The organism is Paenalcaligenes niemegkensis, assembly GCF_022230885.1.
GTDB lineage: Bacteria > Pseudomonadota > Gammaproteobacteria > Burkholderiales > Burkholderiaceae_B > Paenalcaligenes > Paenalcaligenes niemegkensis.
Window position 1 is genome coordinate 303,506 of the sequence record NZ_JAKGCT010000005.1, and the last position, 13,566, is coordinate 317,071.

At 55.4% G+C, this 13,566-nt stretch carries 8 protein-coding genes and 2 pseudogenes; 1 reads left to right on the forward strand and 9 read right to left on the reverse strand.

The window, feature by feature from the left end:
- Positions 1-69: 69 nt before the first annotated feature.
- Positions 70-1,644 carry an ABC transporter substrate-binding protein gene (locus L1889_RS17100; protein ID WP_238666220.1) on the forward strand — a complete coding sequence of 525 codons (1,575 nt, stop codon included), beginning with the start codon at positions 70-72 and terminating at the stop codon, positions 1,642-1,644.
- 680 nt (positions 1,645-2,324) lie between these two features.
- Here L1889_RS17100 and L1889_RS17105 read toward each other — a convergent pair.
- From L1889_RS17105 to L1889_RS17145, 9 genes and pseudogenes are all read right to left on the reverse strand, one after another.
- A pseudogene (locus tag L1889_RS17105) lies at positions 2,325-3,784 on the reverse strand (N-acyl-D-amino-acid deacylase family protein).
- Entirely contained in the window at positions 3,777-5,474 is a 1,698-nt protein-coding gene (locus tag L1889_RS17110) for a dipeptide ABC transporter ATP-binding protein (protein WP_372871896.1), read from the reverse strand. Before L1889_RS17110 ends, L1889_RS17105 begins: the two are co-directional and overlap by 8 nt.
- A complete protein-coding gene (locus tag L1889_RS17115) occupies positions 5,474-6,319 on the reverse strand; it encodes an ABC transporter permease (protein WP_238666222.1) in 846 nt (281 codons plus the stop codon). The genes L1889_RS17110 and L1889_RS17115 overlap by 1 nt, the downstream gene beginning before the upstream one ends.
- A 9-nt stretch (positions 6,320-6,328) precedes the next feature.
- Positions 6,329-7,270 (reverse strand): ABC transporter permease, encoded by a 942-nt coding sequence (locus L1889_RS17120; protein WP_238666223.1) that lies wholly within the window; start codon positions 7,268-7,270, stop codon positions 6,329-6,331.
- An 11-nt stretch (positions 7,271-7,281) separates the two neighbouring features.
- Positions 7,282-8,874 (reverse strand): ABC transporter substrate-binding protein, encoded by a 1,593-nt coding sequence (locus L1889_RS17125; protein ID WP_238666224.1) that lies wholly within the window; start codon positions 8,872-8,874, stop codon positions 7,282-7,284.
- Positions 8,875-8,989: 115 nt separating this feature from the next.
- On the reverse strand, positions 8,990-10,240 hold the full coding sequence (locus L1889_RS17130; protein WP_238666225.1) for a D-amino acid dehydrogenase: 1,251 nt from the start codon (positions 10,238-10,240) through the stop codon (positions 8,990-8,992).
- On the reverse strand, positions 10,237-11,904 hold the full coding sequence (locus L1889_RS17135; RefSeq protein ID WP_238666226.1) for a thiamine pyrophosphate-dependent enzyme: 1,668 nt from the start codon (positions 11,902-11,904) through the stop codon (positions 10,237-10,239). The genes L1889_RS17130 and L1889_RS17135 overlap by 4 nt, the downstream gene beginning before the upstream one ends.
- Complete coding sequence (locus tag L1889_RS17140) at positions 11,901-12,608, reverse strand: TetR/AcrR family transcriptional regulator (protein ID WP_238666227.1); 708 nt, start codon at positions 12,606-12,608, stop codon at positions 11,901-11,903. The genes L1889_RS17135 and L1889_RS17140 overlap by 4 nt, the downstream gene beginning before the upstream one ends.
- Positions 12,605-13,545: pseudogene (locus tag L1889_RS17145) on the reverse strand (DUF6963 family protein). The gene L1889_RS17140 and the pseudogene L1889_RS17145 overlap by 4 nt, the downstream one beginning before the upstream one ends.
- Positions 13,546-13,566: the final 21 nt, after the last annotated feature.

Here is a 13,566-nt window from a genome sequence, read left to right on the forward strand (position 1 = left end):
AGTGTGACCGTATGGTCACATCAGTGCTTAAGGATGGAGACTCTTTATTTTAATAAGCCGGGGGTAGGTATGAATATGCTGCGGAATAAAAAAATATTGTGGGGTGCGCTATTCGCATCCACAACACTGATGACGGCGGCTAGCGCGCAAACCGTTACGGCGGTCATGCATTCGGGGCTACGGATGATGGACCCCATACAAAGCACCGCCTTTATCACCCGTGAACATGGCTACATGATTTACGACACATTGGTAGGCATCGATTCAAACTTCAAGGTTCAGCCTCAGATGGCCGACTGGGAAGTGCTTGATGACGGCAAGGTGTACAGGTTTACCTTACGTGATGGCTTGAAATGGCACGACGGCACGCCAGTAACCTCCGAGGACTGCATCGCCTCGATCAAACGCTGGCTCGACAACGACAATACCGGCCCTGTGCTGGAAGGTTTTCTGGCCGACTACAAGGTCGTCGACGACAAGGTATTCGAGCTACACCTCACCGAAGCCACAAGTCTGGTACTCGACAGCCTTGCAAAAATCAGTTCACGTCCTGCTTTCATGATGCCCAAGCGCATTGTCGAAGCGGCCGGCAAAGAAGCCGTCAGCGAAATGATTGGTTCTGGCCCTTTTAAATTTGTTCAAGCCGAATTCCGTCCTGGTGTACGGGTGGTATATGAGAAAAACATCGACTATATCCCTCGTAGCGAACCCACAGACTGGACTTCAGGAGCCAAGCAGGTCAACGTAGATAAGGTCGAATGGGTAGGCATGCCCGACGCCATGACCAGTGCCAATGCACTACTCAACGAAGAAGTCGATTTTATCGAGAAATTCCCATTCGATTTACTGCCACTGGTGGAAAACAGTGCCGATTTAACCACCCGCGTCATCGATCCACTGGGCAACTGGAGCTACTTCCGCTTCAATCACATGTATCCACCCTTTGACAATAAGCTCATCAGACAGGCTGCCATGTATGCCGTAGGCCAGGAAGATGTATTGAAAGCGCTGGTGGGAAATCCCGAATACTACTCCACCTGCGCCTCGCCCTTTGGTTGCGGTACGCCAAACGCCACCGACTACGGCACCGACATGATCGTTCCCGCCAACATTGAAAAAGCCAAAGAACTTCTGGCTGAAGCCAACTACGACGGAACACCCGTGGTACTGCTGCATCCCACAGACCATGTGACGGCGGCACCGCAACCCGTCGTGATCGCCTCAGCATTGCGAGCAGCCGGCTTCACGGTTGATATGCAATCGATGGACTGGCAATCAGTCGTATCCAGACGCTCCAACACCAGCCAGCCATCGCAGGGAGGATGGAGCATCTTTGCCACCTACGGCATCATTGCCGCCGCTGGTGACCCATTTGCCAACACCACGATTGCAGCCAACGGCAAAGAAGCCTGGTTCGGCTGGCCTGACGTACCAGAAATTGAAACCCTACGCCTTGAATACGCACGAGCTGTCGACGACGAAAGCAAACAAGCCACCGCCGCAAAAATACAGGAACTGGTCATAGACGAAGGCGTTATCGTCCCGCTGGGACAATTCAGAACCCCCGCTGCGTACAGCAATAAACTTCAAAACATCCCCGAAGCACCAATCACAGTGTTCTGGGGACTAGAAAAGAAAGGCTAAGCGTCCGTACCAAGTAGAAAAGCAAAAAAGGCGGGCTTCATAAAGCTCGCCTTTTTCATGCAACCCCAACCCCAACCCCAACCCCAACCCCAACCCCAACCCCAGTCTTCTTGCCCTTTCCTGTGCGAGCGCATCGGGGAGCGCCGCGAACAGCAAACAAAGCAGGGAAAAAGTGAGCGCTGTTCGAAGCGCGCAGCGCAAGTTCGCGAACGCCTGCTTTGTTTGCTGTTCAAGGGTAGTGCGCAGCACCGCTCAACGCTAAGCGAGCGCAGGAAAGGGCAAGAAGACGACACCCGTGAGACAGAGCGTCCGCGAGTTCGCGAACGCCTGCTTTCCTCACCGTTCAAGGGTAGTGCGCAGCACCGCTCAACGCTAAGCGAGGACAGGAAAGGGCAAGAAGACGACACCTGTGCGGCAGAGCGTCCGCAAGTTCGCGAACGCCTGCTTTGTTTGCTGTTCAAGGATAGTGCGCAGCACCGCTCAACGCTAAGCGAGCACAGGAAAGGGCAAGAAGACGACACCTGTGCGGCAGAGCGTCCGCAAGTTCGCGAACGCCTGCTTTGTTTGTTGTTCAAGGGTAGTGCGCAGCACCGCTCAACGCTAAGCGAGCGCAGGAAAGGGCAAGAAGACGACACCCGTGAGACAGAGCCCCCACAAATGCTAAGCGAGGACGGAAAAGCTCAAACAACCGACACCACCCGCCGCAAAACCCGCCCCGGCCGACGCTCGGTAACCGCCTCGTTCTCCCAGACAACCTCTCCATTCACAATAACAATCTCAATACCAATAGCCGGAATCGTAGGCTTCGCAAAACTTGACCCCTCAGCAACAGTCTCGGCATTAAGAATCACCAAATCTGCAAAAGCACCCTCGCGCACCACCCCCTGTCCTTCAGACCAAACTTCTCGGCACTCAGCCCCGTCATCTTATGAATCGCTTTCTCAAAGCTAAACAAGCCCAGATCACGCGAATAATGCCCCAGCACCCGCGGAAAACTACCCCATAGCCGGGGGTGAGGCACTTCATCGTGAGGCAAGCCATCCGAGCCAATCATGGTGTCCTCAAAGGCCAGAATTCGCGACACATCAGCCTCATCCATACGATGATAAATAGCGCCGGCAGGCAACAGGCGGGCAATAGCCTCTACTTGAGTTGTCCCCCATTCATTGACGATCTCAGCCAAGTCACGCCCTGCCATTTCAGGATGAGGAACAGACCACGTAACAGTTACCTTTAAAGCCGAAGCCGCTGCCTTGGCCCCCAGCACCGTGGAAGACGCGGAGTAGGGGTAACAATCCAGACAAATAGGCTGCAGGCCCATCTGCTTTTCGATCAGCGCCAACGTCTCGGCGGAACGTCCAAAATTCTGCTTTCCAGCCACCTTATGGTGAGAAATCACCACCGGCAAGCTCGCTTCACGCCCGATCAGAAAAGCTTCCTCCAAAGCCTCGACTACATCGTCGCCCTCGTCACGCAGGTGGGTACAGTAGACGCCGCCATACTGACCTGCCACTTTGGCAAGCTCAATGATCTCTTCGGTGCTCGATAAAAAAGCCGGATCGTAGGCCAGACCGGTAGATAATCCAATGGCACCAGCCTGCATCGCTTCAGCCAGCAACTCTTTCATGGCAGCAATTTCCACGTCGGTAGCAGGCCGGTCGAACTCTGACATTACGGCGATACGCAAAGTGGTGTGGCCGACCAGCAAGGCGCTATTGGTTGTAGGCGGCGTCTCAGCCAGCGCTTCAATGTAGCTGGCAAAGGTGGGGTGCTTAAACCAGATTCCTTGGTTGTCGAGCAAGTTCATGGGCGGAGTGATCGGCGGCGTCATGGGGTAGGGCGTGGGGGCCAGGGAAATACCGCAGTTGCCAGCAATCACCGTGGTGACACCCTGGCTGAGCTTTGGCAGCATCGCTCCGTTGGAAAGCATCATACGGTCATCGTGCGTATGGGTATCGATAAAGCCCGGCGCCACGACAAGACCCTCGGCATCAATGGTGTGCTCGGCCGTCCAGTCGCTGGCGTTGCCAATGAACTCAATCCGGTCGTGATTCACAACCACATCGGCCTGAAACCGAGGGCGGCCTGTGCCATCGGCCACTTCGGCGTTACGAATAACTAACTGTGCATGTTTAGACATAGTGACTCTCGGTTGGGTTGCTCAGTGAAGACGCCGCGTCAACGGGTCTGAAGTTCTGGAAGTCCCAATGACGGCCAGGGGCGGCTTCGATCAGGGCTTGGGTGTAGGCATGCTGCGGGTTCACAAGAATTTCGTCGGCGCGGCCAGCCTCAACGACAATGCCGCGCTGCATCACCAGTATCTGATCGCAAATTTGCGCAGCTACCCGCAAGTCATGGGTGATGAACAGCACGGCAATCCCCATGCGCTGACGCATATCATCAAGCAGCTTCAGCACCTGGGACTGCACCGACACGTCCAGCGCCGATACCGCTTCGTCGGCAACCAGTACATCGGGCTCAAGAGCCAGGGCCCGGGCGATGCACAGACGCTGGCGCTGCCCACCTGAAAATTGATGCGGATAGCGTCCCAGGGCTGTTTTATCCATGCCCACCCAATCAAGCAAAGTAGCAATGCGCTTCTCGCACTCTGCAGCCGAGATGCCATAGTTCTCCATGCCTTCCAGCAAGGCATCGCGTATGCGTAACCGCGGGTTTAAGGATCGGTAGGGATCCTGGAAAACGATCTGCAGACGCTGGCGCAGATCGCGTAGCGCCTCGCCTTTTGCCGTAGCCAGATCGCTGTCACCGAGTTGGATCAGACCCGAGGAAGGCTTGATCAAGCGCATGATGCATCGCGCTACTGATGACTTCCCGGAGCCCGATTCACCTACAATCCCGATGATTTCGCCCTTATTCAGCGTAAAAGACACGTTGTTGGCCGCCACCACGCTACGGTTTGGGGCGAAAAGATGAATTTCGTCGTAGGTTTTGTTGAGGTCTTCAACGTGCAAAATAGGATCGGAGCCAACGGCACGCGCCTGGCCGGGAATCAGGCTGGGCACTGATGAGACCAGCATGCGGGTATACGCTTCGGCGGGATTGCGCAGAATGGCATCTCGCGTACCGGTTTCGACCATCTTGCCGCGATTCATGACGACGATGCGATCTGAGATTTCTGCCACCACACCAAAGTCATGCGTAATAAACAGCACCGCTGTGTTTTGTTTCTCCTGAAGTTCACGGATAAGCGCCAGAATCTGCTTTTGTGTAGTGACGTCCAGGGCCGTGGTAGGCTCGTCGGCAATCAGCAGGCGAGGTTTTAAAATTAACGCCATACTGATCACGATACGCTGCCGTTGCCCGCCTGACAGTTGGTGCGGGTAAGCCGTGTAAATTTTTTGCGGATCAGGCAGGTGCACAGCCTCAAACATCTCCAGCACCTGGCGTTTGCGTTGCGAAGGGTTTCCCACACCATGTGCCTTCAGCACCTCTTCAACTTGCGGGCCCACCCTTTCGACGGGATTCAGCGCTGTCATGGGCTCCTGGAAAATCATCGCCATTTGCGAGGCGCGCAAGGAACGAATGCGTGACGACGAGGCCTCAAGCAGATTTTCGTCATCCAGCCAGATTTTTCCCTGGCTGCAGTGGAGTTCATCGCGAGCCAGTAAACCCATGGTTGCCAGCGAGGTCACGGACTTTCCTGAGCCAGACTCCCCCACCAGACACACCGTTTCGCCAGGATGCACAGATAAAGAAATGTCAGAGATGGCATAGCTGTCGTCGTCTTTGCTGGTGATTTTGACCCACAGGTTCTCGATTCTTAAGACGGCTTTACCAGCTGGTGCCTGAGTGTTGTGTGCAGCATTCATCATTTTTTCACCATTCTGGGATCAAGTTCATCGCGCAAAATATCGCCCAATATATTGACGCTTAATAAGGTAAGCGCCAAAAACACGCCGGGGTACAAGACCAGACCTGGATAAAGCTGAAAGAACATGCGTCCGTCAGCCATCATGTTTCCCCAGGAAGGTATTTCAGGGGGCAGGCCAGCGCCCAAAAAGCTAAGCGTGGATTCGATTAAAATGGCCGAGGCAAAAATGTAGGTACCCTGAACAATAAGGGGTGCCCAGGTGTTGGGAATAATATGGCGGAAAATAATTCGTGGCGTGCGTGTGCCCAGGGTAATGGCGGCTTCAACATAGGGTTCATGCCGAATTGATAGAATTACGCTACGAACCAGCCGCACCACGCGAGGGACTTCAGGAATAATGATCGCCACGAGCACGGTCAGCAGGCTGCCACCGGTTAGCGAAACCAGCGCAATGGCCAGTAAAATGCTGGGAATGGCCATGATGCCATCCATAACGCGCATGATGATCGCGTCAAATACCGGAAAATAGCCGGCCAGAATGCCAATGATCAAGCCAAAAAACAGACTCAGGCCAGCGGCTCCCAGGCCCACGATTATCGAAACACGTGCGCCGTAGATCACGCGCGAATAAATATCGCGGCCAAAGGCATCGCTGCCCAGCCAATGCTCGGCGCCTATAGGTGCCAGCCGAGAAGTGGGGTTGATTTGTATGGGATCAATAGTGCCAAGCCACGGTGCCAGCACCGCCATCAGCACGACAAGCAGTAACAGGGAGCAGGCGGTAAAAGCCGTCGGGCTTAACAAGCGACGCAGCAGCCCTTTAAGAAGCGTTCGTTCAGTCATCGGTGGCTCCTAGTAGGTGATGCGTGGATCAAACACGGTGTAGAGCACATCAACAATCAGGTTGATGACGATATAGGTCAGCGAGAACAACAAGATCACCCCCTGAATAATGGGGTAGTCGCGTGCCAGGACGGCCTCGACCACCAGACGGCCCAGGCCTGGAATGTTAAAGACCGACTCGGTGACGACCACGCCGCCAATTAACGAGGCAGCACCAATGCCCACCACAGTGACAATAGGCACCGCCGCGTTGCGCAGGGCATGGCGCAAGAACACCGTGCTTTCTTTCACCCCCTTGGCCCGGGCTGTGCGTACAAAGTCTTCATTCATGACTTCGATGACGCTACTGCGAGTGATACGGGCAATCAGGGCGGTATAAACCGTACTTAGAGCGACTGTAGGTAAAATCAGCCGCCTGGCGAATTCGTAGAAGCCACTGCCTAAGTCGCGGTAGCCTTGCACGGGAAACCACCCGAATTGCATGGAAAAAATATAGATCAGCAAGTAGCCCACCACAAAGGTAGGAATAGAGAAGCCCAGCACCGAGAGAATCATCACAAAGCGATCAGTGACTTTTCCGTGACGCCAGGCGGCAATCACCCCAATGGGAATGGCAATTAACAGAGTGAAGCTAAGTGTGGCAATGGCCAGTGCAATCGTGGGGCCCATGCGGTCTGCAATCAGGGCGGTAACCGGCGTGCCCGACAGCAGCGACGTGCCCAGATCGCCCTGCAGCAGATTTCCAGCCCACTGAAAAAATTGTTCGTAAATGGGCAGGTTCAGCCCCATCCGGTCACGGATGGCCTCTAGTTGTGCTGGCGAAGCATCGTCTCCGGCAATCACGGCCGCCGGGTCGCCGGGCGTAAGACGCAATAAGGCAAAGATCACGATGGCGACCATGATCACCACCGGGACAGTGGTAAGAATGCGGCGGGCGATATAGGCCAGCATAAGCAAGCTCCCTAGTTAGATTTGGACATAGACCAAAAGACAGTGACCGGCGAATGTGGCACGTCATGCAAAGAAGCGCTGTAAGCGGCGGGGATAGTAAATTGCCCTAATGGCAGAACCACGCCCTGATCAATAGCCAGCTCGTTGATCCTTAATGCGATGCGTTTGCGCTCGTCATCGCCGGTGGTCGTCGCAAACTCTCTGCGCAGTGCCTCGATTTCTGGCACATCAGGCCAGCCAGCCCACGCTTGTTTGCCATTGGACGCTAGGGTGGTGTTGGTGAAGGGGTCGCTACTGGTAGCCAGCGTGGCGTAAGTGGAAAAAATATTCCAGCCGCCTTCGGCCGGCGAAGCCTGATTGCCTTGCTGCATGACTACGCTTTGCCAGTCCATGGTTTTTAGCTGCACGTTAAAACCGGCCTTGCGCAAAGCATCGGCCACCACCACAGGTTGAGGTGAAACCGTTGCCATATCGGTGGGGTGCAAAATTACCACCGGAGTATTGTCGTATTCTGCCTCCTTGAGCAGCGCCTTGGCTTTGTCCAGTTGGGGCTTAATGATGTCGTCGCTGCGGTAATCGCTTTCGAAGGGGTTACCGCATCCCATTACTGAAGCGCAGGTTTGAGCATAGCTATCGTTGCCCACCAAGGCTTTCAGAACCTGTTCCTGATCCACCGCCAGCATGGCAGCCTGGCGTATAAGAGGGTTGTCAAAGGGTGGATGCAAGTGGTTAAAGCGCAGGTAGGTCCAGTTACCCAGCTCATCAATGGTGTCCACGCGCAGCTCGTCATTGCTTTCCAGCAGCGGAAGTAAGTCAAGCGGCACTTGCTGCAGGAAATCGACCTCTCCATTCAGCAAGGCGTTCATGCTGGTCATGGCATCGGGCATGGTGACCCATTCCACCCTGTCGACCTTGACCTGCTTGCCGCCAGCGGTCCAGCTGGCCGGTTCAGAGCGTGGCACATAGTCGGGGTTTTTAGCGTAAACAACTTTAATGCCGGGTCTGAACTCTTCGTCCACAAAGCTGAAAGGCCCCGAACCGATAAACTCGGTAATGGCTTTGGTGCCGGGTGTGGCAGCAATGCGTTTGGGCATCATGAATGCCGGGCTGGAACTCAGCTTGGCCAGCCCGGAAAGCAGAAGGCCGGTGGGTTCGCTAAGGGTGACTCTAAAGCTGGTGTCGTCAATGACCTCCATTGACTCAATCATGCCTTCTAGCACTTGACCGGTACCGTCCACACTCATCCAGCGCTCGATAGATGCAATGCAGTCCTCGGCAGTAACGGGTGTGCCGTCATGCCAGTTCAGACCGTCGCGCAAGAAAAACTCATAGCTTTTTTCATCTTCGCTGACTTTCCAGTCGGCCATCTGTGGGTGTATTTTGAAATTTTCATCCATACCCAGCAAGGTGTCGTAGATCATGTAGCCATGATCGCGCGTCAGAAAGGCCGTGCTAAATATCGGATCCATTACGCGCAGGCCAGCGTGCATCACCGCGGTAACGGTGGTGGCTGAAGCGACGGCGGGTAATGAGATCAGGGCGGCTGCAGCTAAGGCTTTAATCGCGAGCGGGAGAGTGAAACGGCTTTTGTGGCGATATTCCATGGTTGTCTCCGGTATGTGGACCAAATGTATTTGGTTCTTGTGACTCGAATACTAAGGAAAAGATGGTGTCAGCAAGTGGAAAAGAGCAGTTTTAACGCTTTGAAAAGCGTGGTTCTTACAAGCTAAAACGGGCAGCGAGGTGAAGGTTCGGGCTGCTGTCTCCATCAACCGACTCGGCCAGCAAACGTGCCGAGCCAAAGGCCAGCGTGAAGCCAAGCGCACCGTGGCCTGCATTGATAAAAAGGTTATGCATCGCGGTAGCCCCGATCAGCGGCTTGCTGTCCGGACGGGCCGGGCGCTGACCGCTCCAGGCAACAGGCGGCTCCAGAGCTTTCAATGCCGGGAAAAAATCCTTAACCTGAGACTTCAGGGTTTGCGTGCGCTGCTCGATGGCCTGAGGGTCGTTAATACCGATATCGATCATGCCCGCTACTCGCAGCTTGTCGCCAATCCGTGCATAGACCACTTTGTTGCGTATGTCGCTGACGCTAGCCTGCGGCGCACCGCTGTTATTGTCCACGCTGTAGGTAAGTGAATAGCCGCGCAGCGGATAAATGTGCAAGTTGATGCCAGCATCTTTTGCCAGGCTTTGAGCGCCCGTACCATTGGCGAGCACGATAGCGTCGGCATCAAGGGGGCTGTCGTGAGCATAAGCTTGAACGAGTCCGCCCGGGGTTATGGCCAGGCGTTCCACGGGCGTGTTGTACCGAAACACCACGCCCTGACTAGCCAGAAGCTGGCTCAGGCCAGTGCAAAGCGCTTCGCAATCGCCCGCCTCTTCAGACGGCGTGAAAAAGGCGCCTTCTATGCGGTCTTTAATAGGAAGCAGGCTAGGCTCAAGCCTGCATGCTTCGTCTGCTGACAGTTCTTCCTGGCTTACGCCATGACTACGTAAAAAACGGGCCTGATCCCGGGCACCCGTGAGAGAAGCATCGGATTCGAACACCATGAGCTTGCCATTACGGTTATGGGAAAACGCAATCGGATGCTGCTGTAACAGCTCGGTTAATACACTTTTGCTTAACGAGCCTAAATGCAATAAATCTTCAGAGGCCTGGCGGTTCTGACTAACAGAGCAGGCGGCTAAAAAGTGCAGCAACCAGTTAATTTGCTGACCGTCTGCACGAGGACGGATGCGCAAGGCACCTTGGCGATCCAGCAGCAGCTTATGCAAGGTTCTCAGTACGACGGGGCTGGCCAACGGGCTCACGAAGCTGTAGCTAAGCTGGGCGCCGTTGGCCTTGCTGGTCTCCTGGCCCGCTTTTCCCTGGGCCTCGATCACCGTCACCTCGAAGCCTCGCTGCCGTAGCTCGTAAGCGCTGGCCAAGCCCACAATGCCAGCACCTATCACCAGAATGTGTTTCATGCTTGTCCCGCTGCGCCCTGGCGTAATTGTTGAATAGTGGCGTTCGCAGAGATGTGCTCAAGGCTGGTACGCACCACGATCACGCAAAGCTCATTGCTTTGCAGGGCACGCTCAAGTGCGGGAGCAAACTGATCGCTTTGCTCGACCAAAAATGCCTCGGCCCCGTATGCGGCGGCCATGGCAACAAAGTCAGGGTTGTGCAGTGTTGTCGCGCTTTTACGCCTGGGAAATTGCCGTTCCTGGTGCATGCGGATGGTGCCGTAAGCATTGTTGTCTGAGATGATAATGATTGGTGTTGCGCCATATTGTCTGGCGGTGGCCAGTTCGCTGCCTGTCATCAGAAAACCGCCGTCTCCCACGAAGCACACGACCTTTTTATTTGGCTCACGCAATGAGCAGGCAACAGCGGAGGGGATGCCGTAGCCCATTGCGCCAGAGGAAGGACCGATGAGTTTGCGAGTAGGGGAGAAACGGAAAAGACGTTGTACCCAGCCGCCAAAGTTACCTGCATCCAGACAAATAATGGCGTCCTCGGGCAGCATCTGGTCGGATAGAGCAACAATATTGCCGAAGACGATGCCGTCATCAGCGTCCGGCATGGGGTCCCAGTCACGTAATCCGCTTACGACTTCGTGCAGTTGCGCCGTCCATTCTTTAAACGACGTGTCCGGGGCCGGGCTTTCGCATAAGCTGCGCAGCACGCTGGTCGGGTGGGCTGCCACGCTGATGTCGGTGTGACGATATCGTCCTGTCATTTGCGCTTCAGGCCAAATGTGTATCAGCCTTTGTGCGGCCTTAGGAGCGGCAGGAAAGCTGAACGACTGTGTGGTGACATCGCCCAGCCGTGTGCCCACCGCAATAATCAGGTCAACCTCATGCAAAATATTGGCCAGCTCAGAAGGCAGGCCCAGGGTTAAATGCCCGGCAAACAAGGGGTGATCGTTGGGAAATAAATCGGCGTGGCGCACGGTTGTCGCCACCGGCAATGAAAAGTGTTCAGCAAAACGCATCAGGGCGGCTTTGCCTTCCTTGTTTTTTAACAGGCCGCCCGCCATCACCAGGGGATTCCTGGCCTGGGCAATTGCCTGCACAATAGCGTCCTGGTCGGTAGCGGTCAGCGTGCTATCGGCATTCTGCCGTGGGTAGAACATCTCGTCGCTATGTTCTTCGAGCATATCCTCGGGCAGCGAAACAATCACGGGGCCAGGCGTCCCTGCCTGTGCCAACTTAAAGGCTGTGCATATAGTGTCAGCCAGGAGATTCGGGTCGTTAAGCTCAACCACCCACTTGGCGACGTCCACAAACATGCGTTCATAGTTCATGCCCTGAAAGGCGTCACGCCGTAAATTCTCGCGTTCGGCCTGACCAATAAAGACTACCAGGGGCGTGGCATCCTGCTGGGCCGAATGAATGGCAATCGAGGCATTCATGCAACCAGGTCCCCGACTGACCAGCAGCACGGCAGGGGCGGCACGCAATCGCGCATCACCCAAGGCCATAAAACCCGCACCTCCCTCGTGTCTGCACGTGATTACCTTAATGCTTTCTTCATCACGCAAACTGTCCAGTACGCTTAAGTAACTTTCTCCCGGAACGCAATAAACCTGATCGATGCCGTGGGCCACCAAGCATTTCACTAATAGATCTGCTGCTCGAATCGTCATTCTGATGCCTCGCTTTCAGTGTGCAGTGAGTAAGCGCCATGAGTGGTCGTGACGTCGGTTTTTGCTACGGAATGATGGGTTCTTAATTCGCCCAGAGTGCTGTTCTGGAAATCGCCGGGCAGACTTTGCGTGAGCTGCACCAGGGCATCATCAATACGCTTCCAGCCCTCGGGAGTGCGCAGCGGCACGCCCAGGAACTGGCTTTCGGTTTTAGAGCGCAACGATAGATACAGTACGCCCGCAAGCATCACGCCTACCATGGCGGGTACGTCCATCTCGTTGTTCAGGGCGTCCAGCTCATCAATAAAAGGACGCGCGGCCATTTCGCGCCGATCGGCCAGCTGGCCGCTGACCTCGTTGCGCTCGATAAGCTCCCAGCGGCGTATCTCTTTAAGCGCATCGTTGTTTTCCAAGGCACTGATCTGTGCCCGCAGCATCATCAATATCAGCTCTTGGGGGCTGCTTTCTGCGGCGCCTGGATCGCGCAGCACCGACGATTTACCTGTCCAGAAATCCTGGTTTTGCATCCATTGCAGCATCAAGCCGGGCAGGCCATCAAAGTAGCGATAGATCAGCTCTTTGCTGACACCAGCGCGTTTGGCGATGGCGTTAATGCCCACGCCCATCATGCCCGCTTCACGTATCTGATCCTCAAGCGCCTGCATAATGCGCTGCTCTGTTTTTTCTCTGCGCGATAAGCTCATGGTTGCGGTCCTATAACGAGTCCTAAAGACGAATAGTCGGCCAGGCTGCGCAACGAGCTGGCCTCTACGTTTGCTATTACATCGTTATAGCTGATGCCTAGCGGTTCGCCCTCCATGTCGACCACAGCGGTGCCATTCTGAATGACCGTCCACCGTCCGGCAGCAGTGGGTAGCAAGGGATCGGCACTGGCAATACGCACGACTCGTCGGGTGACGGAGTTCACCATGACCAGGTCTTGATCGGCCTGGCTTAACTGGCAGTGTTCATCGACATGCGCCAGCATAAGCGTTGACGGCGATGGGGGCTCGGCAAAACGTTGTGCCGCAATCTGCGCAATCAAGGCAGCCGGGTCGGCCCGAGCCGTGACAGCCCGAAACGTAATGGAGTTCATCAGCATAGCGACGGTACCAAAGCTGTGGTGATGCTCTGTGGTGTAAAGATCCAGTCTTCGTTCGACGCGGGGGCTGTTCGCTAAAGCCAGCTCTCCGTTTGCACTTAATGCGATTAAACCGGCGTCACACTCAGGGTAGGCAGTCAATACCGCGGCTATGGCGTCGCGGGCGGTTTCGCCCTGTGCCAGGCGTTGCAGAGCGGCGACGTTTAAAGGCGTGCCGTTAAGGTCGCGATTCGGCAGGCGATGGCCGGTCACTAAACCCACGCCATCGAGGCTGGGTAAAAACTGCATCAATGGAGCTGGCCGATTGGGGCCGCTGGAAATGGCCGCGGCGCGCTCATAGGACAGCCATGATGCCGGGTAGGAAAGCTCGGCTGAGCCGCCAGTTTGGGTTTCGCAATAATGGGCCCCCCTTCGTGATCGAGGGCGGCCAGCACCGCAAAGCCTCCGATGGCGCCTGCGCCTAGCGTTTCTGTGACGCGTAAGGCCTCCATGACTACTGATACGGCATGAGGGCCAGAAGCTGCTATTCCTATCGTCATACCACCACGCTCCACAAAGGT

Coding starts and splice junctions, on each gene's coding strand:
- L1889_RS17140 (WP_238666227.1), bottom strand. CDS start 12,608: ATGAGCTTATCGCGCAGAGAAAAAACAGAGCAGCGCATTATGCAGGCG.
- L1889_RS17100 (WP_238666220.1), top strand. CDS start 70: ATGAATATGCTGCGGAATAAAAAAATATTGTGGGGTGCGCTATTCGCA.
- L1889_RS17110 (WP_372871896.1), bottom strand. CDS start 5,474: ATGAATGCTGCACACAACACTCAGGCACCAGCTGGTAAAGCCGTCTTA.
- L1889_RS17125 (WP_238666224.1), bottom strand. CDS start 8,874: ATGGAATATCGCCACAAAAGCCGTTTCACTCTCCCGCTCGCGATTAAA.
- L1889_RS17120 (WP_238666223.1), bottom strand. CDS start 7,270: ATGCTGGCCTATATCGCCCGCCGCATTCTTACCACTGTCCCGGTGGTG.
- L1889_RS17130 (WP_238666225.1), bottom strand. CDS start 10,240: ATGAAACACATTCTGGTGATAGGTGCTGGCATTGTGGGCTTGGCCAGC.
- L1889_RS17115 (WP_238666222.1), bottom strand. CDS start 6,319: ATGACTGAACGAACGCTTCTTAAAGGGCTGCTGCGTCGCTTGTTAAGC.
- L1889_RS17135 (WP_238666226.1), bottom strand. CDS start 11,904: ATGACGATTCGAGCAGCAGATCTATTAGTGAAATGCTTGGTGGCCCAC.